The sequence below is a fragment of the Chitinophaga sp. YR627 genome, assembly GCF_900114995.1.
Lineage (GTDB): Bacteria > Bacteroidota > Bacteroidia > Chitinophagales > Chitinophagaceae > Chitinophaga.
The window spans coordinates 565945-592422 of record NZ_FOUX01000003.1; the positions used below are offsets into that span (position 1 = coordinate 565945).

The 26478-nt window shown below is 45.5% G+C and carries 25 protein-coding genes; 10 read left to right on the forward strand and 15 right to left on the reverse strand.

What is annotated here, in order from left to right; translation table 11 throughout:
* Positions 1-170: 170 nt before the first annotated feature.
* Entirely contained in the window at positions 171-1061 is an 891-nt protein-coding gene (locus BMZ72_RS17770; protein WP_089810707.1) for an SMP-30/gluconolactonase/LRE family protein, read from the reverse strand.
* 219 nt (positions 1062-1280) lie between these two features.
* On the opposite strand from BMZ72_RS17770, the gene BMZ72_RS17775 reads away from it, so the two are divergent.
* Positions 1281-2756 (forward strand): hypothetical protein, encoded by a 1476-nt coding sequence (locus BMZ72_RS17775; protein WP_089810709.1) that lies wholly within the window; start codon positions 1281-1283, stop codon positions 2754-2756.
* A gap of 22 nt (positions 2757-2778) precedes the next feature.
* Positions 2779-3831 (forward strand): nucleoid-associated protein, encoded by a 1053-nt coding sequence (locus tag BMZ72_RS17780; RefSeq protein ID WP_089810711.1) that lies wholly within the window; start codon positions 2779-2781, stop codon positions 3829-3831.
* Positions 3832-3985: 154 nt separating this feature from the next.
* Here the strand turns inward: BMZ72_RS17780 and BMZ72_RS17785 are convergent, their stop codons facing one another.
* The 5 genes from BMZ72_RS17785 to radA form a co-directional block, all read right to left on the reverse strand.
* Positions 3986-5458: a PSP1 domain-containing protein gene (locus BMZ72_RS17785; protein ID WP_089810713.1), complete on the reverse strand. Its 1473-nt coding sequence runs from the start codon at positions 5456-5458 to the stop codon at positions 3986-3988.
* Positions 5459-5585: 127 nt separating this feature from the next.
* Complete coding sequence (locus BMZ72_RS17790; RefSeq protein WP_089810714.1) at positions 5586-6725, reverse strand: DNA polymerase III subunit; 1140 nt, start codon at positions 6723-6725, stop codon at positions 5586-5588.
* 9 nt (positions 6726-6734) lie between these two features.
* On the reverse strand, positions 6735-7268 hold the full coding sequence (locus BMZ72_RS17795) for a glutathione peroxidase (RefSeq protein WP_089810716.1): 534 nt from the start codon (positions 7266-7268) through the stop codon (positions 6735-6737).
* Positions 7269-7369: 101 nt separating this feature from the next.
* Entirely contained in the window at positions 7370-8059 is a 690-nt protein-coding gene (locus tag BMZ72_RS17800) for a ComF family protein (RefSeq protein WP_089810718.1), read from the reverse strand.
* 57 nt (positions 8060-8116) lie between these two features.
* Entirely contained in the window at positions 8117-9490 is a 1374-nt protein-coding gene (radA, locus tag BMZ72_RS17805) for a DNA repair protein RadA (RefSeq protein ID WP_089810720.1), read from the reverse strand.
* 702 nt (positions 9491-10192) lie between these two features.
* Between radA and BMZ72_RS17810 the strand changes: the two genes are divergently transcribed.
* The 6 genes from BMZ72_RS17810 (at position 10193) to pyrH (ending at position 15303) form a co-directional block, all read left to right on the forward strand.
* Positions 10193-10882, forward strand: coding sequence for a zinc metallopeptidase (locus tag BMZ72_RS17810; protein ID WP_089810722.1), 690 nt, complete (start codon positions 10193-10195; stop codon positions 10880-10882).
* A gap of 579 nt (positions 10883-11461) precedes the next feature.
* A complete protein-coding gene (rplM, locus tag BMZ72_RS17815; protein WP_089810725.1) occupies positions 11462-11905 on the forward strand; it encodes a 50S ribosomal protein L13 in 444 nt (147 codons plus the stop codon).
* A gap of 14 nt (positions 11906-11919) precedes the next feature.
* Entirely contained in the window at positions 11920-12309 is a 390-nt protein-coding gene (gene rpsI / locus BMZ72_RS17820; protein WP_012788555.1) for a 30S ribosomal protein S9, read from the forward strand.
* A gap of 74 nt (positions 12310-12383) precedes the next feature.
* Positions 12384-13409 (forward strand): 30S ribosomal protein S2, encoded by a 1026-nt coding sequence (gene rpsB / locus BMZ72_RS17825; RefSeq protein WP_089810726.1) that lies wholly within the window; start codon positions 12384-12386, stop codon positions 13407-13409.
* Between the two features lie 123 nt (positions 13410-13532).
* Entirely contained in the window at positions 13533-14360 is an 828-nt protein-coding gene (tsf, locus tag BMZ72_RS17830; RefSeq protein WP_089810728.1) for a translation elongation factor Ts, read from the forward strand.
* A gap of 229 nt (positions 14361-14589) precedes the next feature.
* On the forward strand, positions 14590-15303 hold the full coding sequence (pyrH, locus tag BMZ72_RS17835) for a UMP kinase (protein ID WP_089810730.1): 714 nt from the start codon (positions 14590-14592) through the stop codon (positions 15301-15303).
* Between the two features lie 99 nt (positions 15304-15402).
* Here the strand turns inward: pyrH and BMZ72_RS17840 are convergent, their stop codons facing one another.
* Positions 15403-16488 (reverse strand): DUF3298 and DUF4163 domain-containing protein, encoded by a 1086-nt coding sequence (locus tag BMZ72_RS17840; RefSeq protein ID WP_089810732.1) that lies wholly within the window; start codon positions 16486-16488, stop codon positions 15403-15405.
* A 128-nt stretch (positions 16489-16616) separates the two neighbouring features.
* Between BMZ72_RS17840 and pdxH the strand changes: the two genes are divergently transcribed.
* Positions 16617-17261, forward strand: a complete 645-nt coding sequence (gene pdxH, locus BMZ72_RS17845; protein WP_177222826.1) for a pyridoxamine 5'-phosphate oxidase — start codon at positions 16617-16619, stop codon at positions 17259-17261.
* A 157-nt stretch (positions 17262-17418) separates the two neighbouring features.
* Here pdxH and BMZ72_RS17850 read toward each other — a convergent pair whose 3' ends face one another.
* The 6 genes from BMZ72_RS17850 to BMZ72_RS17875 all read right to left on the reverse strand — a co-directional run bounded on the left by BMZ72_RS17850 (position 17419) and on the right by BMZ72_RS17875 (position 23261).
* The gene (locus BMZ72_RS17850) at positions 17419-17535 is read right to left on the reverse strand and encodes a 30S ribosomal protein THX (protein WP_012788561.1); all 117 of its coding nucleotides are present in this window, start codon (positions 17533-17535) and stop codon (positions 17419-17421) included.
* Between the two features lie 154 nt (positions 17536-17689).
* Entirely contained in the window at positions 17690-17959 is a 270-nt protein-coding gene (locus BMZ72_RS17855) for an HU family DNA-binding protein (RefSeq protein WP_012788562.1), read from the reverse strand.
* Positions 17960-18265: 306 nt separating this feature from the next.
* Entirely contained in the window at positions 18266-18568 is a 303-nt protein-coding gene (locus BMZ72_RS17860; protein WP_089810734.1) for a DUF4286 family protein, read from the reverse strand.
* Positions 18569-18583: 15 nt separating this feature from the next.
* A complete protein-coding gene (locus BMZ72_RS17865; protein WP_089811592.1) occupies positions 18584-19348 on the reverse strand; it encodes an exodeoxyribonuclease III in 765 nt (254 codons plus the stop codon).
* A gap of 94 nt (positions 19349-19442) precedes the next feature.
* Entirely contained in the window at positions 19443-22199 is a 2757-nt protein-coding gene (gene metH, locus BMZ72_RS17870; RefSeq protein WP_089810735.1) for a methionine synthase, read from the reverse strand.
* A 45-nt stretch (positions 22200-22244) separates the two neighbouring features.
* Entirely contained in the window at positions 22245-23261 is a 1017-nt protein-coding gene (locus BMZ72_RS17875; RefSeq protein ID WP_089810737.1) for a homocysteine S-methyltransferase family protein, read from the reverse strand.
* A 508-nt stretch (positions 23262-23769) separates the two neighbouring features.
* Here BMZ72_RS17875 and BMZ72_RS17880 point away from each other — a divergent pair.
* The gene (locus BMZ72_RS17880) at positions 23770-23979 is read left to right on the forward strand and encodes a hypothetical protein (protein ID WP_089810739.1); all 210 of its coding nucleotides are present in this window, start codon (positions 23770-23772) and stop codon (positions 23977-23979) included.
* A 257-nt stretch (positions 23980-24236) separates the two neighbouring features.
* On the opposite strand, the gene recR is transcribed toward BMZ72_RS17880, so the two are convergent.
* Positions 24237-24854, reverse strand: coding sequence for a recombination mediator RecR (gene recR / locus BMZ72_RS17885; RefSeq protein WP_089810741.1), 618 nt, complete (start codon positions 24852-24854; stop codon positions 24237-24239).
* A 72-nt stretch (positions 24855-24926) separates the two neighbouring features.
* Positions 24927-26411, reverse strand: a complete 1485-nt coding sequence (locus BMZ72_RS17890) for an Ig-like domain-containing protein (protein ID WP_089810743.1) — start codon at positions 26409-26411, stop codon at positions 24927-24929.
* Positions 26412-26478 lie beyond the last annotated feature (67 nt).

The following is a 26478-nucleotide window of genomic DNA, read 5'->3' on the forward strand; positions in this document are numbered from 1 at the left end:
TGTTTAATATTGATTTCCTGACGGACTAATTCCAGAATAATAAAGAGAAAGGCGCTTCAGTTGATTGAAGCGCCTTTCTCTTTATTACTTTTATAAATGCTGGATGCTCATCCATTTTAGTCTTCGCTGCATTTCAATTCTTAATTCTTAATTTTTAATTCCTAGTTGAATTAGTATCTCTTGCCGGGTATTTCCACCTTGAACTGCTCCATACATTTTCTATCCTGCAGGGTCACATATACTGTTTTACCGTCTTTTCCACCAAAGGTCAGGTTGCTGCAATGTTTGCCTTTCAGGGGAATCTCTCTGATCTCTTTTCCTTCGGGAGACAGTACGACGATCGTACCTTTTCCCCAGCGGGCGATATAAAGGTTGCCGGCTTTGTCGCATTTCATACCATCGAAGCCGAAATCAGGGAAGGAAGCAAATAAGATCTTGTTGCTGATATTGCCATCCTTGTCCACATCGTATTTCCATACTTTGCGCTGTACGCTTTCATTTACATACAGCGTCTTTTCGTCGGGGCTCAGTTCAATACCGTTGGTTGTACCCATATTGGTTTCCAGCAGTACGGCTTTACCGCCTTTATCGATACGCCAGATCTGACCGGCTGAATTTTTCCAGTCAGGATCAGATGCGAATAACTGGTCCTTTTTATTGATACAGAGATCATTAGGTTGGGACATTTTATCAGAATGTACATACACGCTTACTTTCCGGGTCTTCGGGTTCACTTCCAGTACGTTATGCCCTTTGAAGTCGGGCAGGTACATATTGCCTTTGCTGTTGAACTGGATGCTGTTGGCTATACAGCTGTCGGGTAGTGTTACAAACAATTCGCCGCTACCGTCTTTTGTACTGATCTTACCGATGGTGCCATCTTTCAGGTAGTTCACGACATAGAGATTACCTGCTTTGTCAAAGTTGGGCCCTTCAATGTTGACAGAGAACATGTTTTCTTTTGTCAGATCCTGCGCCTGGTATAATGCCGTGGATCTATCCTGTGCCATCGCTGCACAACCCGCAGTCATCGCCAGAAATAAACAGATATGCTGTTTCATGATGAGAAATTAACGTGAACCATTAAGTTAAGAAAAGATATGTGGTAATCAAGGCTTATTACGATGAACGGCAGATATTCTCCTTGTTTGTGTAATTGATTTTTATGATAAAAAAGAGTACATTATTTACTATTCAAAAATTTGGTTATCAAACTATTAATATATTAGACAAGTACTTATATATTTGTAGTGTTATTAGTCCTGTGTAAACGTCATTATATGTTCAGAGCTATACCTATTGTCTGCTTTATCTGGCTGGTCTTTAACTCATCCTGCAATAACCGCCCGAAACCCGCTGTTATCATAGAGCATAAGAGTATCAATATAGCGCCGGTTGTTCCGGATAGCATGACGAAATACTATGATTTTGTCAACGGTCTTACGCAACTGAAGTTGCCGTATCCGAATGCGTATGAGCTGAAGGAGATCAGGGACTATGCACATTACCTGGGGATAGACACGACCTATCAGCAGGTAAAGGCAGGACGTTTTGCTACAACGAACGGTCTCACGCCGGTTATTTTTGACTGTGAGATCAATGATTATGAGCGTCGTACCTGGCTGGTGATCTTTAATGACAATGGGGTAGAGCAATCCAGGTTGCAGATAGCGGCAGATGTACGTCCTTCCTCAGAAGAGGAAGCATCTGATGAACCTACAGCGGTAAAGGATACGACGACGACAAGGTTTGCCAGCGAGTGGTTTTACATCGGACTGGACTCCGTGATAGAGGTAAGAGCGCGTCAGTCAGCCTATGTACAGGGCAGTCAGAAAGTGAATACGAGCCTGCGATTTTATCGGATAGGTGCTAAAGGAACAATTAAAGAAGTGTCACGTGATAAGGAATCGTTTGAAAAGTATGCCGCACGTTTTCCTGATGGGAAGTTGCCGGTTGTTGTGGATACGGTGAATACGGGGGTATTGAAAACAGTTTCCCGTCTGACGCTTTACTATGATTTCCGGGAAGAGAGCCAGGACCCGCTGTATGCGATGGCTAAACTGGAAATAGGCAACCGGGCGACGGCGTTGTTGTATGCAAGAGATACGATCTATCTGGACGAGGGACTGAATTATCCGGCGGTAAAACTGATCACTTATAAGAAAGGGAAGGAGATCGACAAGATCGTTGTGTATGGCGGTACGCTGGGAGAGCATAGTGAGACGATCTACCGGAAATGTACGGTAGATAAGGATGCCAGCATCAATCTGCAGGAAGAAGACAGCAGGGTAGTGGATAGCAGTTTCCGTTTCAAGACAGTGTATAATATGCAGTATGAGATTCTGCCGGGGGGTAAGATCATTGGCAGACAGGCGACTTCAATTGTACACAGTTCGAAGCTGTATAATGAAAAGGCGCTGATCAAATATTTCAAGGGCAGATACAGCACACATAATTATATATCGTTGTTCAACATCAGGGCGAAGGATAATATACTGGTAGGACTGCATGCTTATAACAAAGGGCAGGAGAACTATCTGGAGCTGCTGACGGTGAATAAAGACAATAAGATCATTGACCGATACACCGTATATGATCATCTGAAGAAGCAGAAGGCGGCAGATGTGAAGGCGAAGAAGATGGAGGATATTGAAGATGATTATAATGACAGGCGTGGCAGACTGACCTGTGATGCTATTATCAGATTGGCGGGTAAGGACCTGCACATTACGCCGGGTGGTAAGTTTGTGAAATAGTTTTCACTATTTTCGCCTGACCATGATACATGTTTCAGAATTTAAAGATTTAGAGAGCCTGTCCATTCATAAGGTGGGTAATGCCTCTCAGGAAGAAGCGCTGATATGCTCTCAGGAGCCATTGGAGCTGAAAGATGAAGCGATCAGTCAGCTGTTGTTAACGTACTTTATACAGCCGTTTACAAACAGTGCAGAGTATTTTCGTTTTTATCATGAGGCGGATCTGCAATTAAATGAGATTTTTCAATATTGCCGCCGTATCTTTGAAAACAGGGACAATTTTCACGAGCAGTCAGTTAATATTGCCAAACATCTGTATAAGCATTCCACTCATCCGAAGATCAAGGGGGGAGAACTATATATAGCCTACTTTAGTAAATGTCTTGTGGATGGAGAAGATGTTGAAGCAATAGGTATTTTTAAATCAGAGAGCAGAGACACCTATCTGAAAGTATTCCTTGCCAACGATAATTATCAGGTGGATTATGAAGACGGGATCAATATCAACAAGCTTGATAAGGGATGCCTGATCTTTAACACCGAAGAGGAGAACGGGTACAAAGTCAGCGTAGTAGATAGCATCAGCAAACAGAATGAAGCAGTTTACTGGAAAGATGCTTTCCTTCAGGTACAACGCCGTGAGGACAGCTATCACCAGACAGAACTTGCCGTGAACATGTGTAAGAAGTTTATCAATGACAAGCTCCCAGATCAATATGAGATCAGCAGAGTGGATCAGGTAGATCTTCTTAACAAGTCAGCAACCTATTTCAAAGAGAAAGAGCAGTTTGATCTGGACGATTTTGCACAAGAGGTACTGGGCAACCCCGAAGCTATTCAATCCTTTAAGGAGTATAAACAGACGTTTCAGCAGGAATTCCAGCAGGAGTTCCCCGACGAGTTTGACATATCATCACCTGCTGTAAAGAAACAGCAGAAGGTGTTTAAGAGTGTAGTGAAGCTGGACCGGAATTTTCATATTTATATACATGGTAACAGAGAGATGATTGAGCGTGGTTTTGACGAAACAACGAACCTCTATTACTATAAGCTCATGTTTGAGAACGAAACCTGATTTATCTTTTTTTCATAAGCAAAAACCAATTGTTAAACAAAGGCTGTTCTTCCGGGCGGCCTTTTATTATTAATAGTGGTTGCTATTATTTCCCGCAAATAAAAAGGGCGCATTCTGTGATGAATGCACCCTCTTAGTAGTATTTAACGAATGTTTATTTCTGTTTCTCACGAGGTTTGGGTGGTTTGTTCTGTCCACCGCCGCCTTGTGGTTTCTGTGCGTTAGGATTGTTTTTATCCTGTGGCTGTTGTGGCTTAGGCCCGTTATTAGGTTGGCGTTGCTCCTGCTTTTGCTTTGGAGGATTTTGCTGTTGCGGGCGCTGTTCCTGTTTAGGCTTCTGCTGTTGTTGTTGCTGCGGACGACCTTCCTGAGGTTTCTGCTGCTGCGGACGGTTTTCCGGCTGCTTTTGCTGCTGTTGCGGGCGGTTTTCCTGTTTAGGTTCCGCTTTTTTACCAGCTGGCTGTTGCGGCTGTTGGTCCTTCTGCTGTTTGTGTTTTTGTTTTTCCTTGTCTTTGTGTTTGCGTTTCTGGGAAGTTTTTTCCAGTGAGCGGAGGCTGATCTGGCCTACTACATCTGCAAATCCAAGGTCTTCCGCTTTAGGTTTTGCTGCGACTACTTCAACAGCTTTCAGGTCATCAGGTCTGATGTTCTGTTTGTTGAGCTGGCGTATTTCCTTTACACGTGTGATCGTGAGCGGATATTGTTTGTTACTGTCGCCATAGGAGTACCACATCAGATTTTTGAAGATATCTCTCTTCTGAAGGGTAGCTACGCCATTGACAGTTTCGATGGTATCAGCATCTTCAGGGAATTCCCTCAGGGCATCCAGGTAAGTATCCAGTTCATAGTTCAGGCAACATTTCAGACGGCCACACTGACCGGAGAGTTTTGCCTGGTTAATGGACAGGTTCTGGTAACGGGCAGCGGTGGTATTTACGCTCTTGAAGTCAGTCAACCAGGTCGAGCAGCAAAGTTCTCTTCCGCAGCTACCGATACCACCTACTTTTCCGGCTTCCTGGCGGGCGCCTATCTGACGCATTTCCACCTTCACCCGGAACTCACCGGCGTATAATTTGATCAGTTCGCGGAAATCCACCCTGTCATCAGCTGTATAGAAGAACGTGGCTTTACGACCGTCAGCCTGGATCTCTACTTCTGCGAGTTTCATTTCCAGACCTATACTACGGGCGATGGCTCTTGCTTTGATGAGGGCGTCCTTTTCACGGGCTTTGTTGTCCTGCATCCTTGCAAGGTCTTCGTTAGTGGAGCGGCGGAGTACCTTTTTTACTTCAGGTGTGTCTTCCACGCGTCTTTTCTTCATCTGTAATTTAACCAGTTCGCCTGTGAGGCTGATCTGTCCGATGTCGAAACCACTTACGCCTTCTACGGTAACCATTTCTCCTTTATCGAGAATCTGTTTGGTGGTGTTACGGAAAAAATCCTTCCTGCTACCGTTGTTAAAACTTACTTCTAGTATATCAAATGGTGCTAAGCTATCACTTAGGGGAATATTGGCCAGCCAGTCAAATACATTCAGCCTGTTGCAGCCTCCAGTACTGCATCCTCCATTACTCTTACATCCTGACGGCTTCCCCTCTGCACCTGTACCACATCCGGCACAAGCCATATTAATCGATTTAAATTATTAAATGAAACACATCCGGGCATTGGACCGGATGCCTAAATATATGTAAATGCCCTTATTCTATAAGGGCCGGAATAAACAAAGATAACGGAAAATGCCCTTAACAAAGTCATACAGCCGGAATCGGCCGCTTTTTAAAGATATACTGCAGCTTTATGGAAAGCGCGTGGAACAACAGTTTAGCGTTTGCGTTACGTTCTATGTAATAGCAGGCATTGTCCAGTTCCTGCATGATCTGCTCCATCTGGTGAAGGTCGGCCAGCTTTTGCAGTTTGAATGCAAAGTCGGTCTCTTCTTCTGAGAATGCCAGCTGGCTTCTGTCTATATACTTGAGTCTCAGTGTATGTTCCAGCAGGTTGATAAAATAGCGGAGGAACTGTTTCTGATTTTCGCGTCCCATTTTGGCGCTGGCAATTCCTTCCACCCAGCCTTGCAGGGCTACCCGGTTGCCGGTAAATATATAGTTGAGCCAGTTGCGTAACAGTTCGTGGTAGTCATCATCCGAGTGTTGCAGCATATACAGGGCTTCCCTGTAGTTGCCTGATGCAATGGTAGCTGCCTGTCTGGCTTTGGCTGCCGGGATGTTTGCACGGTTCACCAGTGCGTCAACAACCACTTCTTTTGGCAGCGGGTTCACTTTAATAAGATGTGTACGGGAGAGGATGGTCGCCAGGATCTGTTCCTGGTTTTCGGCCACCAGCAGAAAAATCGTATTGTCTGGTGGTTCCTCTATCAGTTTCAGCAGTCTGTTACCTTCGTTACCGAGGTACTCAGGCATCCACATCAGTAATATCTTGTAAGTGCTCTCGAAGCTTTTCAGGCTCAACTTGCGGATGATGTCCTGGCATTCCATTGCCGTGATATTCCCCTGTTTGTTTTCCGCTCCGATAAACTGTAACCAGTCATACGCATTCCCATAGGGATGTGTGTCTATAAACTCGCGCCATTCGGCTGCGTAGTCAGAACTGATCGGTTTATCGCCCGGTTTACGGGGAATGACCGGATAGGAGAAGTGTATATCAGGATGGATGTATTTACCTGCTTTCGCACAGGCCTGACATTGCCCGCAGGCGCCATCAGGCTGTTTGTTTTCGCAGACCAGGTATTGCGCAAATGCCAGTCCCAGCGGAAGACCACCTGCTCCTTCAGGCGCTAATATAATATTAGCGTGACCGAGCCGGTTCTTTTCTGTGGACCTGATCAATTGTTGTTGTATATCTTCCTGACCTATGACATTCGAAAAAAGCATAGGCGCAAATTAGTATTTCTTTTCTATCGCGGCCGTTACTTCAGGAGAAAGTGGTTGTGTTTTAGGTGAGAATACGGCTACCAGGTTACCTTTTTCGTCGAGCAGGTATTTCTGGAAGTTCCATTGTACTTCAGCAGGTTCGAAATGTTTTGTCTTACTTTCTTCTGCCAGCCATTTGTAGAGTGGGTGAATGTCAGCTCCTTTTACAGAGATCTTGGCAGCCATCGGGAAGCTAACAGCGTATTTTTTTGTGCAGAATTCTTTGATCTCCGCATTGGAGCCTGGTTCCTGCTGACCGAAGTTGTTGGCAGGGAAACCGATGATCACGAGATTCTTTTCGTATTTCTTGTAGAGTTTTTCCAGTTCAGCGTACTGAGGGGTGTTACCGCACATAGAAGCAGTGTTCACGATCAGGATCTTTTTGCCTTTATAATCAGCAAAATTGATCTTACCACCGTCCACAGATTCAACCTTGTAGTCATATATAGCGCCTCCTTTCATAAACAAGAGCATTGAAATTAAGAGTGTCTTCAGCATCGTCATATAATTAAATTTATTGTAGAGTGATTGTAAATGTGTGAGCAAATAAAATTAAGTAAAATATTGTATATAAGGTGTTAATGATAGACGGCTGTCCGTCTCTTTCAATGGCGGGCAAATGCCAGTGCACAGATGCTTACCGCAGCACCGGCGTTCACCAGTAAGCGGCTGCAGGCTTCTAAGGTGGCGCCGGTGGTGATCACATCGTCTATCAGTAGTATGTGTTTGTCTTTCAGATCAGTGTTCGGATCCAGAGAGAAACTACCGGATACATTCTGCCAGCGGGAGAGACGTCCTTTATTAGTTTGTGAGGTGGTTTGCAGGTGGCGGACGAGTATACCGTCTGACAATGTTTTTTCAGTAGCAGCAGCTACGCCACCGGCAAGTACCATTGCCTGGTTATAACCCCGCCGGCGTATTTTGGAAGGATGCATGGGAATAGGCAGCACGGTGTCTATTTCGTATAGCCAGGGACTTTGCCGGAGTGTGTGTCCCATCAGGCGTCCGAAATAGGTGGCGATATCTTCCCGCTGCCTGTATTTGAACTGATAAATGAGTTGCTGGAGGAAGGCATTTTTTCTGTAGTAACAGGTCGCCATGGCATGACGGATGTTGACCCGTCCCCAGAATATTTTTTCTACGGGATTGTCATGCATCAGCTGATAACCCGTGAAAGGCAGTCGTTTGTGACAGCGCAGACAGAGTATATGTTCCGTATCTGTGAGTTCCATTCCGCATCCATCACAGGTATGCGGATAGAACAGCTGCAGCAGGGAGGATAACAGGCTTTTCATTATAAGAATATGGATAGTTAGTTCCCTGAATGTAATGAAAAGCCCGGAGGCGGAATATTAAAATAGTCCGCGGTATACTTCATCCACTCTGCCTACAGGTACAACTTCAATGTTGAACTTACTGAGATCTGTTCCTTTCTTATTGTAGCGGCTGATGAAGATCTTTTCGAAGCCAAGTTTTTCTGCTTCTGCCACCCGTTGTTCTATACGATTCACGGCACGGATCTCACCACTTAATCCGACTTCACCCGCGAAGCAGATCTTACTGCTGATCGGGATGTCTTCATAAGAAGATAGTAAGGCGCACAATACAGCGAGATCGATAGAAGGATCTTCCACGCGTATACCACCGGCGATATTGAGGAATACGTCTTTGACGCCGAAGTGGAAGCCACCGCGTTTTTCGAGTACGGCGAGCAGCAGTTGTAAACGGCGCAGGTCAAATCCGGTAGCGGTACGTTGCGGTGTACCGTAGACGGACTGCGTAACGAGTGCCTGTACTTCTACGAGCATGGGACGCATGCCTTCGATGGTGGCAGCGATAGCGACACCGCTCAGCTGATCTTCCCGTTGAGAGATCAGGATTTCTGAAGGGTTGGTTACCTGTCTTAATCCGCCGCCGGTCATTTCATAAATACCCAGTTCCGCGGTAGAGCCGAAACGGTTTTTAATGGTACGAAGGATGCGATAAGCATAGTGTTGATCACCTTCAAACTGGAGAACGGTGTCAACCATATGTTCCAGAATTTTCGGACCGGCGATTGAACCATCTTTGGTGATATGACCGATGAGGAATACGGGCGTGTGACTTTCTTTTGCGAAGCGTTGCAGTTCGGCAGTTGTTTCTCTGATCTGGGATACACTACCAGGCGCTGATTCTATAAAAGGAGATTGCAGTGTCTGAATAGAATCAACGATCACGAGTTGCGGACGCAGTTTTTTTATCTCCTGGAAGATGGTTTGTGTAGACGTTTCTGTCAGCAGATAGAAGAGATCATTTTTTACCTGTAAGCGGTCTGCTCTCATTTTTATCTGCTGTGCACTTTCTTCTCCACTTATATATAATGTAGTGATGTCTTTGAGTTGTAATGCATTCTGGAGGAACAGGGTGCTTTTTCCGATACCAGGTTCACCACCAACGAGCACCAGTGATCCGGGTACAATACCGCCGCCTAATACACGGTTCAGTTCTGCATCTGGTGTGAGCAGTCTTTCTTCTTCGGTACCGCTGATCTCGGAGAGGTTAACGATATTGTCTGATTTGCTGCCGTGTTCTTTTTCAGGTTGCCATCCGGCATTACGTAGAGGGATATCTTTTTGTACTTTCTCTTCAACGAAAGTATTCCATTGACCACAACTCGGACATTTACCAGTCCACTTAGCTGATTCGTATCCACAATTCTGACAGAAGAAAGCAGTTTTAATTTTCATGCAGCAAATTTAAAGCGGAAATATTCTGCTTCATCAAAAGAATAAAAAACGAAAGTTGAAAAGATGAGATGATGAAAGTGGATGAATGAAATGTATTGGTTAAAAAATAAGTGATGATAAAAAGAGGTGTGTTATTGAAATAGAAAATGGAAAAACGGATGTGTAAAACGTTAAAATTTGAATCGGAAAAGAGGGGTCTGGAATCTGGTAAAAAAGAAAAGAGCCAACAGAAATTTCTGCTGACTCTTTCTACTTACTAACCCATTAAATTCACGTCTAAATTACTAAATGGCTACAGAATAAAAAAGTTTATTTAATTGATGTGAATAACTTTTGAGGACTTTTCATAATGTGACAGAACTGCCACCATAGCACGTTTCAGCCGGTGAGGGCATTCAATTATACTTTCATTAAAAGGGCGTAAAAGGTTGATAAATAGGAATGATGCCGTCATAATTTATATATGAAAAACCGGTCATAAAAACATTAATTATATCTGTCATATCGTCGCTTTTTACCCTGGAAAATATTTTGAAGCGACATATTGACAGTGTTAAATTTCGTCTTTGTCAGGTGACAGGCGGTAGGAGGCGGGGCAATTCTTAAGGAAATCCTAAATCCGGTTTACGGGGGGGGATTGGATGCTAATTTGATGAGTATATACTGGTAATTTTGTACTGATTTAAACTTCATTTAATTATTATGACACCTGGCTTTTTTCTCATATCAATGATCTTTGTAGGGATCAGCCTGTTAGTGAGCTGGCGGCTGAGGAGTAAATTCAAAGAGTATAGTGCCGTACCGACCACATCGGGTATGACCGGTAAGCAGATTGCCGAGAAGATGTTGAAAGACAATGGAATATATGATGTGCAGGTTGTTTCGGTGGACGGATTTCTGTCTGACCACTACGATCCGTCCAATAAAACGGTGAATCTGAGTCCGGATGTTTACTCGGGAGCGAATGTGGCGGCTGCTGCGGTTGCTGCCCATGAGTGCGGGCACGCGGTACAGCATGCCCGGGCCTACCAGTGGCTGAATTTACGTTCAAAGCTGGTACCGGCGGTACAGTTCAGTTCGAACCTGGTGCAATGGGTGTTACTGGGTGGTATCCTGCTGATCAATGTATTTCCGACGTTATTGCTGGCAGGGGTGATCCTGTTTGGGGTAACGACGGTATTTTCTCTGGTGACCTTACCGGTTGAGTTTGATGCTTCCCGCAGGGCGCTGGCCTGGCTGGATAACACGAACCTGATGCGGAAGGAGGAACATGATAAGGCGAAGGACGCATTATGGTGGGCTGCAATGACTTATGTAGTGGCGGCCGTTGCTTCTGTGGTGACCCTGTTGCATTATTTAATGATCTATATGGGCGCGAGAAACCGGGATTAAGCACAAATTATCTGTTAATCAATATAGAGGTCGGGGAGTTACTTCCCGGCCTTTTTTAATGACCAGATGAGGGTTTGATCTTTATGCTGGAACGTTCATCCTTCGTTTAGAAGACGAAAGATGAACGAAGGATGATGAATAACAGACAATGATGTGGCTATGGATTAACCGGTTTTGGCTGGGTTTGTCCTGAATGCCCCCTATTGGGTCAAAAAGCTGACATGACATGCTTTATACATGCTTCATACACGACGCATATACGACGCATACACGACGCATCTCCAGGATATCTCATACCAGGCCCAGTCTGAGGAGGTACTCAGACTATTTTTTCATTATAAAATCGACATATGTGTTAAGTGCTGATTTAAAGGGTGAAATTCGTCACTGCTAAATATCGGAGCCATGTGTTGATAACTCTGCGTCAAAATTATTATTGAAAATCAATTCGTTGCAAGGGTGCCTTGTAAAAAAGAACCTAAAATGCATTGTTATTTGAAATAAGAAATTTAGCTTTGCACTCCCAATTTGTTTGGGATGTTATATCAAGACCGAAAAACTTTATTATAATATACTATAATGAATACTTTAAGCTTCAGAACTAAATCGGCCAACGACGCTACAGTTACGCGTGAGTGGCACATTGTAGATGCCACTAACCTGACTTTAGGAAGAATGGCTGCAAAAGTTGCAGCAATTCTGAGAGGCAAAAACAAGCCTTATTATACTCCTCACACTGATTGTGGAGATTATATCATTATTACCAACGCTGAGAAAATTCAGTTCACCGGTAACAAATGGAACGATAAGGAATACCTGACTTACTCTGGTTATCCAGGTGGTCAGAAAGGTGAAATAGCGAAAGACCTGGTTCGTCGCAGACCAGAACTGATCATAGAAAGAGCTGTAAAAGGTATGTTGCCTAAGAATCGCCTGGGTCGTGCTATGTACAAAAAACTGTTTGTATACGCAGGCGCTGAGCATCCTCATGCTGCGCAGAAACCGAAAACATTAACTTTCTAATTTTTCTCTGATACATGGAAAAGCAAAAAAACACTATTGGTCGTCGTAAAGAAGCCGTTGCCCGTGTTTACATCAGCAAGGGTACTGGTAACATCGTAGTAAACGACAAAGACTATAAAGAATACTTCACACTGGTTTACCTGCAGAATCAGGTAGAACTGTCCCTGAAGACTATCGATGCTACAGATAAATTCGATATAAAGGTAAATGCTGCTGGTGGCGGTATCAAAGGTCAGGCAGAAGCTATTAAGCTGGGTATTGCACGTGCACTTTGCGAAGTGAACATCGAATACCGTCCGGCGCTGAAAGCTGCTGGTCTCCTGAAACGTGATCCAAGAGGCGTTGAACGTAAGAAACCAGGTAAAGCTAAAGCTAGAAGAAGCTTCCAGTTCTCTAAACGCTAATCGTGATGAATGCGTACTACTATATGTCTTACGCAGATTATTAACATTGACCTTTTATAACAGAGTATAATAACATGGAAAATAATACCTCATTACAGCAGCAGTTACTGGAGGCAGGTGTACACTTCGGTCACCTGAAGAAAAAATGGAACCCGAAGATGCTGCCATACATCTTCGCAGAAAAGAAAGGTATTCACATCATAGATCTGAATAAAACCGTTGAAGGTTTACAGGAAGCAGCAGCTGCCCTGAAATCTATCGCAAAGAGCGGTAAAAAGATCATGTTCGTAGCCACTAAAAAACAGGCTAAAGAAATCGTAGCGGAAGCTGCAAAACGCGTTAACATGCCTTATGTAACCGAAAGATGGTTAGGTGGTATGCTGACTAACTTCGCAACGATCCGTAAGAGCGTTAAGAAGATGCAGAGCATCGAAAAGATGCTGACTGATGGTACTTTCGACAGTATCACCAAGAAAGAGCGTCTGACTTTAACCCGCGATAAAGAGAAAATGGAGAAAGTACTGGGTGGTATCGCTCAGCTGGCTCGTGTTCCTGCAGCGCTGTTCCTGGTTGACATCAGCCATGAGCACATTGGTCTGGCAGAAGCTCGTCGTCTGGGTATCTCCACTTTCGGTATGGTAGATACAAACTCCGATCCTACTAAAGTAGATTTCGCAGTTCCTGCCAACGATGACGCAACTAAGTCTATCGCAATCATCACTAACTATATCGCTGCTGCAATCGCAGAAGGTCTGGCTGAGAGAGCAAATGAGAAAACTGACGACGTAGTAGAAGAGGAAGAAGATGACAACAAAGCACTGAAATTCGAGCTGGAAGGTGGCGAAGATCGTGAAAGAGGTCGCAGACAAGGCGGCGGCGGTCGTGGCCAGGGTGGTCAGAACGCTGGCGGTGGTCGTGGCCAGGGTGGTGGTAACCGTCCAGGTGGCGGTGGTGGCAATCGCCCAGGTGGCGGTGGCAACCGTCCAGGTGGTGGTGGCAACCGTCCAGGTGGCGGTGGTGGTAACCGTCCAGGCGGCGGTGGCGGCGGACAGCGTCGTCCAGCTGGTTCCGGCGGTCCTAAACCAGGCGGCAACAGATAAGCTTCGTTTTAAACGACATAAATTAATTGCGAATCGTGGAACATCTCTTTGCTCCATGGTTCGCAATTGAGCGTTAATAGTTGATAAAGAATAAACATTAATCTATAATAAACTCATTATAAAATGGCAGCAACAATTACAGCAGCTGATGTAAACAAACTTCGCCAGCAGACTGGTGCAGGCATGATGGATTGCAGAAAAGCACTGGTTGAAAGCGATGGTGATTTCGAACAGGCAGTAGATTATCTGCGTAAAAAAGGACAGAAAGTAGCAGCGCTGCGTTCTGACCGTGAAACCAAAGAAGGTGTTATCATCGCAAAAACTAATGCGGATGGTACTACCGGTGTTGTAGTAGCACTGGGTTGCGAAACTGACTTCGTTGCTAAAAACGAAGATTTCGTAAAATTTGCTCAGTCAATCGTTGACCTGGCCCTGTCCAGCGGTGCAAACACTGTGGAAGAACTGGGTGCAGCTACACTTGACGGTGCAAGCGTGAACGATAAATTAAACGACCAGGTTGCTAAGATCGGTGAGAAAATCACCCTGGCGAAATTCGAAAAGATCTCTGCAGCTTCTGTTACTTCCTATATCCACGGTAGCTACCGTATGGGTGTACTGGTAGGTTTCTCTGCACCTGTTTCTGAAGAAGTAGGTAAAGATATCGCTATGCAGATCGCAGCAATGAACCCAATCGCAGTTGACGCTGATGGCGTTTCTCCTGAGCTGGTTGCCCGTGAGAAAGCTATCGCTATCGAGCAGATCGCTGCTGAAGGTAAAACCGGCGATATGGCTGAGAAGATCGCTATCGGTAAAGTGAACAAATTCTTCAAAGAAAATACACTGTTACCTCAGGCTTTCGTAAAAGATAACAACAAATCCGTTGCAGATTATTTGAAATCTGTTAGCGCTGATCTGAAAGTAACAGGATTCACAAGAATCGCATTAGGGTAATTCAATTACCTACAGAAAAGGGAGAGAATAACATTCTCTCCTTTTTTTTGCGCTTTACCATGAGCATGCAGGCGCATTGAACGGAAACCGGCGCTATTTTCTGAAATAGTTCTCCACTGATGACCGGGCCGGCAGGGACATAGGAAATACCCCGTTCCGCATTTTTTTATATATTCGGGGCCTGTAAACTAATTACTAACTAACATTTTCATATCATTTTTCATAAGTCATGTTGCCAAAGTATAAGCGTATTTTACTCAAATTGAGCGGTGAATCCCTGATGGGAGAAGGTAATTACGGTATCGATCACAGAGTGATCACGCAGTATGCGTACGATATTAAAGCTGTGACCGACCTGGGAGTGCAGGTAGCCGTAGTGATTGGAGGTGGTAACATATACCGTGGTATGAATGAGGCTGAAACCGGTATCGAAAGAGCCCAGGGTGATTATATGGGTATGCTGGCGACAGTGATCAACGGTATGGCCATGCAGAGTGGTCTGGAGAAAGTAGGTTTATATACCCGTCTTCAGTCAGCTATCAAAATGGAGCAGATCGCAGAACCTTACATCCGCCGCCGTGCTATCCGCCACCTGGAAAAAGGTCGTGTGGTGATCTTTGGTGCGGGTACAGGTAACCCTTATTTCACAACAGATACAGCAGCTTCCCTGCGTGCGATCGAAATACAGGCTGATGTGATCCTCAAAGGCACCCGTGTAGATGGTATCTATACTGCTGATCCGGAGAAAGATCCTACTGCTACCCGTTACGAATCTATCACTTTCACAGAGGTATACCAGAAGTCGCTGAATGTAATGGATATGACCGCATTCACGCTGTGTCAGGAGAATAAACTGCCGATCATCGTGTTTGACATGAACAGAGCCGGTAATCTGATGCAGGTGATCATGGGTAAGAATGTGGGTACGCTGGTGAAAGGGTAATTAACAAACTAAACAGCTTATCGATTCATATTGTCAGGAATCGGCGTAAAGACCAGGGAATACATGTTATTCCCTGGTCTTTATTCCCGGTTCCTGATCTTATTTCAGGAGGGGTTTGATGTCTTTGAAAGGCACGAACAGCATTACCTGTCCCAGCGCATAAGGTCCGATCTCATAGGGGGTATAGCTGAAGCCGATCCCTTTGTCGGTTACCAGGAAGTTATCATTCGGTAGGATCTCTTTCACGAGCAACATGGTCTCGATCCTTTCCCCATCTTCCAGTTTATAGATCTTACGGAACGATTTTGCGAGTTCCGGTATCAGCGCTTCCTTATATTCCGGTTTCAGGAAATCTTCCACTTTCAGCACTTTCTTTTTCTCCAGATCGAGTACGGTGTAATGGGCGCCATAATTACCGTGTGCGCCACCGGTGAAATCATAGGAGAAAGACTCCAGTACCAGCAAAGGATAATTGTTCCATACTATTTTCATGTCGCCGTCTGCACCCCAGCTGGCTGTTGGCGGAATGCCATTGCTGGTATCCAGGTCTTTTTCATTGACCTTATAGGTGGCGAGGAAGGAGTCGATATCTCTTCTCAGGTATTTCTGCGGATCAGTGATCTGACGGCCTTCGGTGATATTGAGGCGAACGAAGCCGGCAATGTCAGCATCAGTACCGGTAGCAGGCCATACTATACTATTGGATGCCTGGCCGACAGGCGTATTCGGATTACCTGGAAAAAGCGGCACAGAATCAGTCGCGTAGAATACATCGAGCGCAACGGCATTTTCAAGGCTTGATTTGAGCTCAAATGGATAGGAGGTACCCTTGCCCCGCCACTTGCCTTTAAAGCCTCCCAGGCTATCCAGTTTGCCCGAAAACAGCCTTTCTTCATTTCTGTCCGTGTTCTCGTACAGAATGATCTTATCTCCCTCGGGACTACCCCATATCATAATTGGTTCACCGATCTTGTCGTATGTGTAGTATCCACGGAAGACCCAGGGCCCGGATTTTATCAGGTCCATTGTGATCGGTTCGTCACCGATCTTACCCTTAAGATGCAGATAGTAAAAAGGCGCGGTGGTAGGATCCGGCGCTTTTGCAGTCTGTGCAGGCTGCTTGGTCTTCGTGCCGCAGGATACAAGCAGACAACAGGTAATAGCGAATAATAGTATGGTTCTCATGCGATAAAATTAGTAAATATTTGATTCGGAGGATGGGGGCATCTGCGGGATACTGATGACGATCATAATGTCTGCGTCCGGTAGATGCTTTCTTTATAAGTATCTTTGCGTCAGATAAAAACAGGACCATGTTGAATAAAGAAGTAGCAGATCTGCGCAAAGACTATCGCCTTGCTTCGCTTGACGAGCAGGATGTGGCTCAGGACCCTATACAACAATTTGAACGCTGGTGGAAAGATGCGACTTCCGGTCAGCTGGAAGAGCCGAACGCGATGACACTTGCGACCAGTACGCCGGATGGGTATCCATCTGCACGTATTATACTGCTGAAGAGTTTTGATGAGGAAGGATTTGTCTTCTTCACCAACTATGATAGCCATAAGGCACAGGATATGGCCGCCAACCCGAATGTATCGCTGTTGTTCTTCTGGCGGGAGCTGGAGCGACAGGTACGTATATACGGTACTGTTAGTAAAACGTCTGCTGAGATCAGTGATGAATACTATGAAAGCCGTCCATTGGGTAGCCGTGTAGGGGCAATTGCATCTCCACAGAGCCGTATTATACCAGGGCGTAGTTTTCTGGAAGAGAACGTAAGAATGGTGGCAGAGAGGTATGTACTGGAAGATCCTAAACGTCCCGCATACTGGGGTGGTTATGTGGTAAAGCCGGTAAAGATGGAATTCTGGCAAGGAAGAAGCAGCCGTTTACATGACAGGATATTGTATACGAAGGAGGGGGAGAACTGGCTGATCGACAGACTTGCGCCGTAAAAATAAATTAGGAATTAGGAATTAGGAATTAGGAATTAGGAATTAGGAATTTCAGCTGTAAAAGTCCTTTTCGTCTGAATTAAGTCAGGAAGGTGATCAATAGGAATGCAATTCCTATGTTCAATTCCTAATTGTTAATTCCTAATTCCTAATTGAATTAGGCGTTTGCTTTAGCCTTAGCAGCAGCAGCTTTCTTTGGTTTTGCAGGTCTTGCCTTGCCGAAAGAACCGTTAGAAATTTTGCCTTTTTTGGTTTTGATATCACCTCTACCCATTGTAAACAGTTTGATGTTTATAGTTTGAAATGTTTGTTAACTGAGGATGTAACTCCCCATAATTAACCCGCAAATTACGAAATAGCGTGGGTTAAATGCAAAAAAAAAGCAAGAAACAGTGCTGTTCCTTGCTTGAATAAGTTAAGCTAACAAATTAAAGCTTGTCGGACAGAGCCTTACCAGCTTTGAATTTAGCAACTTTCTTAGCTTTGATCTTGATGATCTGGCCAGTCTGTGGGTTTCTACCGTTACGAGCAGCACGTTTAGAAACAGAGAAAGTACCGAAACCTACTAAGGTTACTTTACCACCTTTTTTCAGGGTATCAGCAACAGCTTTAGTGAAAGAATCCAGTGCTTCGTTAGCTTGGGTTTTAGTGATACCGGCATCTTTAGCCAGTTTGTCGATTAATTCGGCTTTGTTCATAGCTAGTAAGATTTAACTAGTGAATAAAATGTTTGATGTGAGCAAATATAGCGCGTTTTATCAGATTACCAAATTTTTTGAATCTTTTTTAACTAAAAAATCATCGGCTGAAAACGCCTACAGGTAACGGTTACAGCAGATTGACACATCATGAGGTATCAACGGGTGTAAGACCTCATTTTGATGAAAACCGCTGTGATGGCACCTTTGCTCCTGTATTTACTATAAACGCATCTACGTTCCAAGTATTGTACCAAAGTCTGAACCCCGTGTAATCAGTGGATTTCCTGTGGATAAGTTTAACAACTATACTACCTGCATTACTGTATTGAAAGCGACAAACTGGTTCCCAAACCGCTCATAGCCTGCCTGACGGAGGGCTGGCGCGTATTCAGCGAGGAAGGTCTGGTAGTTTTCCAGCGTGTCTGTAAAGTACTGAGCTGAGTAGGTCGGACCGTCTTCATCATCCTGTTCAAGTAGCCTGCAGATGCGGGAATCGTGGAAAAGCCCCGTCGCCATGATCGCAGGAATATGTTCTTCTTTCATCCATTGTAACCACCTTTCATTGATGAAGTGTGTTACCTTGGTTGTTACGTTGTATATAATCATGTGTGAAAACGGTCTTTAGGCTTCTAATTGCAGATATATCGGACAGTGGTCGGAATGCTTTACATCCGGCCATATCAGGGCATCTTTCAGCTTTGTTTGCAGTGGTTCTGTGACGCTGATATAATCGATACGCCAACCTTTGTTATTAGCCCTTGCATTAGCGCGGACGCTCCACCAGCTGTATTGGTGCGGCTCCGGATGATAGTGACGGAAAGTGTCCACAAATCCGTTGCTGAACAGCTTGTCCAGCCAGGCTCTTTCTTCCGGCAGGAAACCGCTGGATTTCTTGTTGCCCACAGGATCGTGGATATCTATCGGTTTGTGACATATATTATAGTCGCCGCAGATGATCAGGTTTGGTCTGGTCGCTTTGAGCTGGTCTACATAGCCATAGAACTCGTCCAGCCACTGATATTTGTAGGTCTGTCTTTCGTCGCCACTGGTGCCGGAAGGCATGTAGGTATTGATCAGGGTAATATCACCAAAATCAAGGCGGATAACGCGTCCTTCTGCATCGCTCTGCATGAATCCGTTACCGTATTGCACATGATCAGGGGTGATCTTTGTCAGTACCGCTACGCCGCTATAACCTTTTTTCTCTGCCGGATACCAGTAGTGCTCGAAGCCAAGCTCTTCAAACTGTCTGTAATCCACATTGTCTTTATGTGCCTTGATCTCCTGCAGGCAGATAATATCCGCCGGATCTGTTTTCAGCCATTCCGTAAAACCCTTATTCATGGCGGAACGCAGTCCGTTTACATTATAGGAAACAATTCTCATGGTGTGCCAGGTCATTGTCCCCGTGGAGGGGGACAATCTGTGTTGGTTATAAAAAAAGCCGGTAGCCCTGAGAACTACCGGCTCTGTTGAAACATTACATGTCGTATTCAAGTACGGGGCGGAGCCATTTTTCGGCTTCCTCGATAGTCCATCCTTTACGTGCTGCGTAGTCTTCTACCTGGTCTTTTTCAATCTTACCAAGGCCGAAATATTTCGCTTCCGGATTTGCAAAATACCAGCCGCTTACACTGGATGCCGGATACATTGCGAGTGATTCTGTCAGAATGATACCGGTATTTTCGGTAGCATCCAGCATATCGAACATTTTGTATTTCTCTGTGTGTTCCGGACAGGCTGGATAACCTGGTGCAGGACGGATACCAGCGTATTCCTCACGGATCAGCTGATCATTGTCCAGCGTTTCGTCATTAGCATAGCCCCAGAACTCTTTTCTTACGCGTTTATGCATGAGTTCTGCAAAGGCTTCTACCAGTCTGTCGGCAAGGGCTTTCAGCATAATGCTGCTATAGTCGTCCAGGTCTTCTTTGAACTTCTCCAGCCATTTCTCGATGTCTCCACCGGTGGTTACGGCAAAGGCGCCCATATAGTCCTGTATACCTGATTCAGCCGGTGCAATGAAGTCAGCAAGGGAGAAGTTAGGTTGTCCCGGTGCTTTCTTCAGCTGCTGGCGGAGGCATTCCAGGTGAACGGTACCCTGGCCTGGTTTAGGCGACAATACAGAGATCGTATCATCAGCGCTTCTGTTGGCCGGGAAGAGGCCGATCACGGCATTGGCGGTCAGCCATTTTTCCTCTACAATGCGTTTCAGCATTGATTTAGCATCTTCGTACAGACGGGTGGCTTCTACACCTACGATCTCATCACTCAGGATCTGCGGGAATTTCCCGTGTAGTTCCCATGAGATGAAGAAAGGCTGCCAGTCGATATATTCAGCGATTTCACCCAGATCGTAGCTGTGGAAAACCTGTACGCCCAGTTGTTTAGGCACTACCGGTTTGTAATTGCTCCAGTCTGTGATGGCTTTGTGCTGACGTGCTTCTGCGATCGGCAGGTATTGTTTTACCGGTTTTTTATTCCGGAAGTTTTCGTTCAGTTTCTGGTAATCCTTTTTAACGTCGTCCAGGAAGTTTTTCTTGAGCGCTTTGTTTAGCAGGCTACTTGTCACTGTTACGCTACGGGAGGCATCCAGTACGTGGATCACCCCGTGTTCGTATTCAGGCGCAATTTTCACCGCTGTGTGTGTACGGGAAGTGGTTGCACCACCGATGATCAGCGGTACCTCAAAATGCTGGCGTTTCATTTCCCTGGCCACGTTCACCATTTCGTCCAGACTAGGGGTGATCAGACCACTGAGACCGATGATATCCACCTGTTCCTGGCGGGCCATCTGTAAGATCTTTTCAGCTGGTACCATTACGCCCATGTCTATGATGTCATAGCCATTACAGCCGAGTACCACGCCTACGATGTTTTTACCGATATCGTGCACATCACCTTTAACGGTAGCGAGCAGGATCTTTCCTGCAGATTTTACTACGCCGCCATTCTCTGCTACCATCCGCTGTTTTTCCTCTTCGATAAAAGGGGTGAGGACAGCTACGGATTTCTTCATTACACGGGCGCTTTTTACTACCTGCGGCAGGAACATTTTACCACTGCCAAACAGGTCGCCTACGATGTTCATACCGTCCATGAGCGGGCCTTCGATCACATCCAGCGGACGTGGATATTTCTGGCGGGCCTCTTCTGTATCGGCGTCGATATAGTCGGTGATACCGTTTACCAGCGCATGGCTCAGTCTTTCTTCTACAGAGCCCTGGCGCCAGGTTTCGTCCTTCTCGATCACTTTACCTTTACTTTTCACGGTTTCGGCGAAGGCGATCAGGCGTTCTGTGGCATCTTCCCTGCGGTTCAGGATGGCGTCATCGCAGAGTTCACGCAGGGCAGGCTCTATCTCATCATAGATCTGGAGCATACCGGCATTCACGATACCCATATTCATACCAGCCTTGATGGCATAGAAGAGGAATGCAGAGTGCATGGCTTCACGCACCACATCATTCCCACGGAAAGAGAAGGAGATATTACTTACCCCACCGCTTACGCTGGTGAGGGGCATGAGTTCTTTAATGCGACGGGTAGCGTTGATAAAGTCTACCGCGTAGTTGTTATGCTCTTCGATACCTGTTGCGATCGCGAAGATGTTTGGGTCGAAGATGATATCCTGCGGGTCGAAACCTACCTGTTCTGTCAGGATCTTGTAGGAACGGTGACAGAAGGAGACTTTCTTTTCTTCGGTATCTGCCTGACCATATTCGTCAAAGGCCATTACTACTACAGCAGCACCAAAAGCCTTACAGATCTTTGCCTGTTCGATGAATTTGGCTTCGCCTTCCTTCAGACTGATGGAGTTCACGATACATTTACCCTGCAGGCATTTCAGGCCTGCTTCGATGATGGAGAACTTACTGGAGTCGATCATCACCGGTATTTTGGAGATATCGGGCTCCGCTGCAAGCAGGTTCAGGAAGGTCGTCATGGCCTTTTCACCATCGAGGAGGGCGTCATCCATGTTTACGTCCAGTACCTGGGCGCCGTTTTCTACCTGCTGACGGGCCACAGAGAGGGCTTCTTCATAAAGTCCTTCTCTGATCAGACGGGCAAATTTCTTCGATCCGGTTACGTTGGTACGTTCACCAATGTTGATGAAGTTTGTTTCCGGCCTTACCACCAGCGGTTCCAGACCGCTCAGACGAAGGTAAGGATGAATGATCCGGGTTACCGGCTCAGCTGTTTCTATCGTATCTGTTGAAGTGATTATATCGCTCATTTGAGTTACTGTAGTAAAATTGTAGGAATACCCTGATTATGTGGTTTACACCAATGTTTCTACCATTTCAGGCAGGCGTCTCGGATTCACTGTTTTTACGTGTTCTGCAATGTGACGAATGTGGTCTGGCGTAGTACCGCAGCAACCACCCACGATGTTCACATATCCTTCTTTTGCAAAGTCTTCGATGATATGTGCGGTGTGATCGGGTGTTTCGTCATATTCGCCAAATGCGTTTGGCAGACCAGCGTTCGGATAACAGCTGACATTGCAGGCTGCGATCTGCGACAGTTCTGAGATGTAAGGACGCATCTGCTCACCACCCAGTGCACAGTTAAGGCCTACTGAGAATGGTTTTATGTGCATAACAGAGATATAGAAGGCTTCCAGTGTCTGGCCGCTGAGGGTTCTTCCGGATGCATCTGTAATGGTACCGGAGATCATTACGGGTAACTCAGGCTGTGCGATATCGCTGAAGTATTTCTTGATAGCGAAAATGGCTGCTTTGCTGTTCAGCGTATCGAAGATGGTCTCGATCAGCAGAATATCTGCTCCGCCTTCATGTAAACCCTTTATCTGCTCGTAATAAGCTTCCACTACCTCGTCAAAGGTAACAGAGCGGAAACCCGGATTGTTTACGTCAGGAGAGAGGGAGAGCGTCTTGTTCAGGGGACCGATGGCGCCTGCTACAAACCGTGGTTTGTCAGGGTTCTTCGCGGTGTATTCCTGTGCTGCCTTTTTAGCGATGCGGGCAGCGGCAATGTTCATTTCAAAAGCCAGCGACTGCATGTCGTAGTCGGCCATTGCAATGGTAGTACTGCTGAATGTATTGGTCTCGATAATATCGGCGCCGGCTTCCAGGTACTCTTTATGTATTGCTTCGATGATCTGAGGTTGTGTAAGACAAAGCAGGTCATTATTGCCTTTTACGTCGAGGTGGTAGTCTTTGAAGCGTTCGCCTCTGTAGTCGGCTTCTTCCAGTTTATAGCGCTGGATCATGGTTCCCATCGCTCCGTCAATAATTAGAATGCGCTCAGCCGCACATTGGGATAATGATTTCATAATTGTAATACGTTTATTAGTTACTGTTTAATAATGCCCACAGGTCGAACAATAAACAAATCTACCTGTAGAAACTAATAAACAAATGTACTTAATAATTGCCTTATAAAATAAGGATTGGCGGGGATGACAGCCGTCTGACGAAAGGGTAAAAGCCTTGTTTGGGCTGCCTTTCGTGCGGGCTGGGGACAGTGTCTAAATGATTAAAAATTGATTTAGGGCCATGGGTGGGGGTTTTATGGTTATTATGAATATCTGTTTCCGACAAAAAGATAGAAAAATTTGTTTTGATTTACAAAGTCTACTATATTTGTAGGGTAATAGGGGGGCGACGCTCCCATAATGAGAATTACGATGCAAAAAGAGGTTCAACAATCGTTAGGGCACGTTACCACCCTGAACATGCTTCATCAAAACAACAGTTGTTATAACCAGCACTGTTGTTGCTAACCGGCACATTACCACCATTGACCGTTTAGTTTTTTAACCTGCATAAATCATTATTGACATGAGTATTGCTGAGCATGTACACAGCTTGCAGCAGCACCTGGCGCAGTATGGACTGTTTCCGGTGCCTGCGGACGCCGACCGTGGAGAAGCGGAGGTATTTAAAATCTGCTTTCTGAATAAGTATGAAATGCAGCGGTGGCAGGAGTTGCGTGAGCGCGAGAAAGAAGCCGGTGAGGTGGACGCACATCATTCCATAACAAAGAGATAACACGGGTACATACCCGTCGGTATATAAGGCAGACCTGATACAGGCTGGAGGTTTATCTGTAGCAGGTTTGCCCACAAATAAGAAACCAACCATCAACCTTTTTTCATAACGTGGAATTACAGGTTAAACACACACGAGTGTTGTTCAGCACTCGTATCTTTTTAAGCAAAACGCTTAACACGGAATGGTCGCCATTCTATGTTAAGCGTTTTGCTTTATTGTGTAATTAATTTTCTTAACAGCGTTACCTGTCGGTGTTATTTCTGCACATAGCTTTCCAGCGGTAATCTGTTGGAGATAGATCTTGCCAGGGTCATTTCATCAGCGTATTCAAGTTCGCCGCCAAAAGCAATACCACGGGCGATCGTAGTGATCTTACACGGGAATTCCTTTAGCTTTTTAGACAGATAATAGATCGTTGTATCACCTTCAATGGTTGGGCTGAGGGCCATGATGATCTCGTCTACACCCTGCTGCTGTACCCTGTCTACCAGCGAGTAGATATTCAGCTGTTCCGGACCGATACCATCGATAGGAGAGATGATACCGCCCAGTACATGGTACACGCCATTGAACTGCTGCGTGTTTTCTATGGCCATTACGTCACGTATGTTCTCTACTACGCAGACCAGTGCCTTGTTACGCGATGGGCTGCTGCATATACTACATACTTCCTGATCGGATACGTTATGGCATACTTTACAGAATTTGATCTGTTCCCGCATACGGGTCACTACTTCACCAAACAGTTTTACCTGCGCAGTGTCCTGTTTGAGCAGGTGTAACACCAGGCGTAAGGCAGTTTTCTTGCCAATGCCCGGCAGCCGCGCAAACTCATTAACTGCATTTTCTATCAGTGCGGAGGAAAATATCATACTGTAAAATTAACTCAATTACGATTGATGTATTACGATTTGTCAGTTCCGGCAGGCCGGTTCGTAATTGCGCTAAAAGCTGACCGGTACTTTTACTGCCCAGTTGGCCTTTATGTTCTCTTTTTTAGGGAAGCTGACCACTCTTTCAGGCTGTTTCTTAGGCGTACCATAGTAGACGCCCCGATCCCATTTGCCATTGTCATTCTGGTCCATCAGGATCCATACTTCATATTCCCCGGGGGTAATACGCTTCTGGATCCAGGAGCCACGTACTATTTTACCGGAATATTTTACTTCTTTATTAACAACGAGCTGTGCCACATAATGCATCGTGTCGCTGATAGCCGCTTTGGAACTGTCACTCAGTGTGAGGGATACCATTACCTTACCATAATCGGATTCTTTCTTCGCATTGAAGGTGATCGTATCTGATTTAGTAGGTTGTAATCCTGTAGAGTCGGCAACAGATTCCTTCGGAATGATCAGTTCATACGGTTTACCCTCTTTCCAGTCAAAGTTGACATACAGTTTGGTACGGGTAGAGTCCAGTGTTGTGGTGAATTCCACTGGTGTATACAGCGTATCCTGTGTCAGGCTGATGGCCATGCTGTCAAATTTTGTGACAGGATAACTGAAGGAGATCAGTAATGGTTTGCCCAGTTCCTGTTTGTTATCGCTCAGGTCAGGCGAGATATTCAGGATACGTTTTTTCTTCTTCTCTTTGTCTTTGTCCTTTTCCTTCTTCTCCGGTTCTGGTTCCGGCGCCGGTTGGTCTTCGGCCGGTACATCTTCAGGTTTCTTCAGGGTGCTATCTATCTCGGTGAACATCAGCATTGTGATATCACTCAGGTTCTGTTGACGCAGGTGCAGCAGACTATCATTGAAGGCGATCATTTCCTTAGGCTGATTGTACTGAAGGTCTCTGTCTTCTTCTTTGAGCGCAAACAGTTTATAATCACCCGGGGCCATATTTCTGAACCAGAAAGCGCCATTGCCTTTGGAGCGGGCAAAGTAGACCGGTTTTTCCTTTGATACAATAGAGTCAACGTCGCTACGGTAGATCATTACGGATACGTTACTATCCGGTTTACCTGTTTCTGCATCTATGATGAACCCTCTTACCTGGAGGGAATCCAGGTAGTCGCCGGTGGAAACTACGTACTGGAAGTCCTGAATAGGGTTGTTTTCGTTATTATCCCTGATCGCGTCAGCGAAGTTGAATGTATAAGTGGTATTAGGCGCCAGGGTATCCTTGATCTCCATCGTTACTGTTCTCAGCTTGAAAGTAACCGAAGGGGTACGTTTCAGGGTAGGAGATACGATCAGCTTTTCAAACACATTGTCTACCTGTACAAATTCATTGAAAGTAAAAGAGACCTTTTTAGCCTTGAAATGAAGGGTAGAGTCCGGAGGATTAATGTCCATCAGCCTGGGCGCCAGGGTATCTTTCGGGCCACCGCTTGGGGGAACGATGTTAGCGCAACCCGGCAAAAGATAAATACAGGCGCTTAGTATGATCAGCCAGTTGGCCCAGCTACGGAAAATATGATTCATCATTTAATGTGTTATTCCAAAAACCGGTTCCAAAGATCAAACTCCAATCAGTAATATCCAAATCTGCCGG

Excerpts from the sequence above, each read along its gene's own strand:
- pyrH (WP_089810730.1), top strand. The coding sequence starts at position 14,590 with ATGTTGCCAAAGTATAAGCGTATTTTACTCAAATTGAGCGGTGAATCC.
- BMZ72_RS17780 (WP_089810711.1), top strand. The coding sequence starts at position 2,779 with ATGATACATGTTTCAGAATTTAAAGATTTAGAGAGCCTGTCCATTCAT.
- BMZ72_RS17795 (WP_089810716.1), bottom strand. The coding sequence starts at position 7,268 with ATGACGATGCTGAAGACACTCTTAATTTCAATGCTCTTGTTTATGAAA.
- BMZ72_RS17865 (WP_089811592.1), bottom strand. The coding sequence starts at position 19,348 with ATGAGAATTGTTTCCTATAATGTAAACGGACTGCGTTCCGCCATGAAT.
- pdxH (WP_177222826.1), top strand. The coding sequence starts at position 16,617 with ATGTTGAATAAAGAAGTAGCAGATCTGCGCAAAGACTATCGCCTTGCT.
- BMZ72_RS17810 (WP_089810722.1), top strand. The coding sequence starts at position 10,193 with ATGACACCTGGCTTTTTTCTCATATCAATGATCTTTGTAGGGATCAGC.
- BMZ72_RS17890 (WP_089810743.1), bottom strand. The coding sequence starts at position 26,411 with ATGATGAATCATATTTTCCGTAGCTGGGCCAACTGGCTGATCATACTA.
- BMZ72_RS17770 (WP_089810707.1), bottom strand. The coding sequence starts at position 1,061 with ATGAAACAGCATATCTGTTTATTTCTGGCGATGACTGCGGGTTGTGCA.
- BMZ72_RS17850 (WP_012788561.1), bottom strand. The coding sequence starts at position 17,535 with ATGGGTAGAGGTGATATCAAAACCAAAAAAGGCAAAATTTCTAACGGT.
- radA (WP_089810720.1), bottom strand. The coding sequence starts at position 9,490 with ATGAAAATTAAAACTGCTTTCTTCTGTCAGAATTGTGGATACGAATCA.
- BMZ72_RS17855 (WP_012788562.1), bottom strand. The coding sequence starts at position 17,959 with ATGAACAAAGCCGAATTAATCGACAAACTGGCTAAAGATGCCGGTATC.
- BMZ72_RS17860 (WP_089810734.1), bottom strand. The coding sequence starts at position 18,568 with ATGATTATATACAACGTAACAACCAAGGTAACACACTTCATCAATGAA.
- rpsI (WP_012788555.1), top strand. The coding sequence starts at position 11,920 with ATGGAAAAGCAAAAAAACACTATTGGTCGTCGTAAAGAAGCCGTTGCC.
- BMZ72_RS17840 (WP_089810732.1), bottom strand. The coding sequence starts at position 16,488 with ATGAGAACCATACTATTATTCGCTATTACCTGTTGTCTGCTTGTATCC.
- BMZ72_RS17785 (WP_089810713.1), bottom strand. The coding sequence starts at position 5,458 with ATGGCTTGTGCCGGATGTGGTACAGGTGCAGAGGGGAAGCCGTCAGGA.
- tsf (WP_089810728.1), top strand. The coding sequence starts at position 13,533 with ATGGCAGCAACAATTACAGCAGCTGATGTAAACAAACTTCGCCAGCAG.
- rpsB (WP_089810726.1), top strand. The coding sequence starts at position 12,384 with ATGGAAAATAATACCTCATTACAGCAGCAGTTACTGGAGGCAGGTGTA.
- BMZ72_RS17875 (WP_089810737.1), bottom strand. The coding sequence starts at position 23,261 with ATGAAATCATTATCCCAATGTGCGGCTGAGCGCATTCTAATTATTGAC.
- metH (WP_089810735.1), bottom strand. The coding sequence starts at position 22,199 with ATGAGCGATATAATCACTTCAACAGATACGATAGAAACAGCTGAGCCG.
- BMZ72_RS17775 (WP_089810709.1), top strand. The coding sequence starts at position 1,281 with ATGTTCAGAGCTATACCTATTGTCTGCTTTATCTGGCTGGTCTTTAAC.
- BMZ72_RS17800 (WP_089810718.1), bottom strand. The coding sequence starts at position 8,059 with ATGAAAAGCCTGTTATCCTCCCTGCTGCAGCTGTTCTATCCGCATACC.
- BMZ72_RS17880 (WP_089810739.1), top strand. The coding sequence starts at position 23,770 with ATGAGTATTGCTGAGCATGTACACAGCTTGCAGCAGCACCTGGCGCAG.
- BMZ72_RS17790 (WP_089810714.1), bottom strand. The coding sequence starts at position 6,725 with ATGCTTTTTTCGAATGTCATAGGTCAGGAAGATATACAACAACAATTG.
- rplM (WP_089810725.1), top strand. The coding sequence starts at position 11,462 with ATGAATACTTTAAGCTTCAGAACTAAATCGGCCAACGACGCTACAGTT.
- recR (WP_089810741.1), bottom strand. The coding sequence starts at position 24,854 with ATGATATTTTCCTCCGCACTGATAGAAAATGCAGTTAATGAGTTTGCG.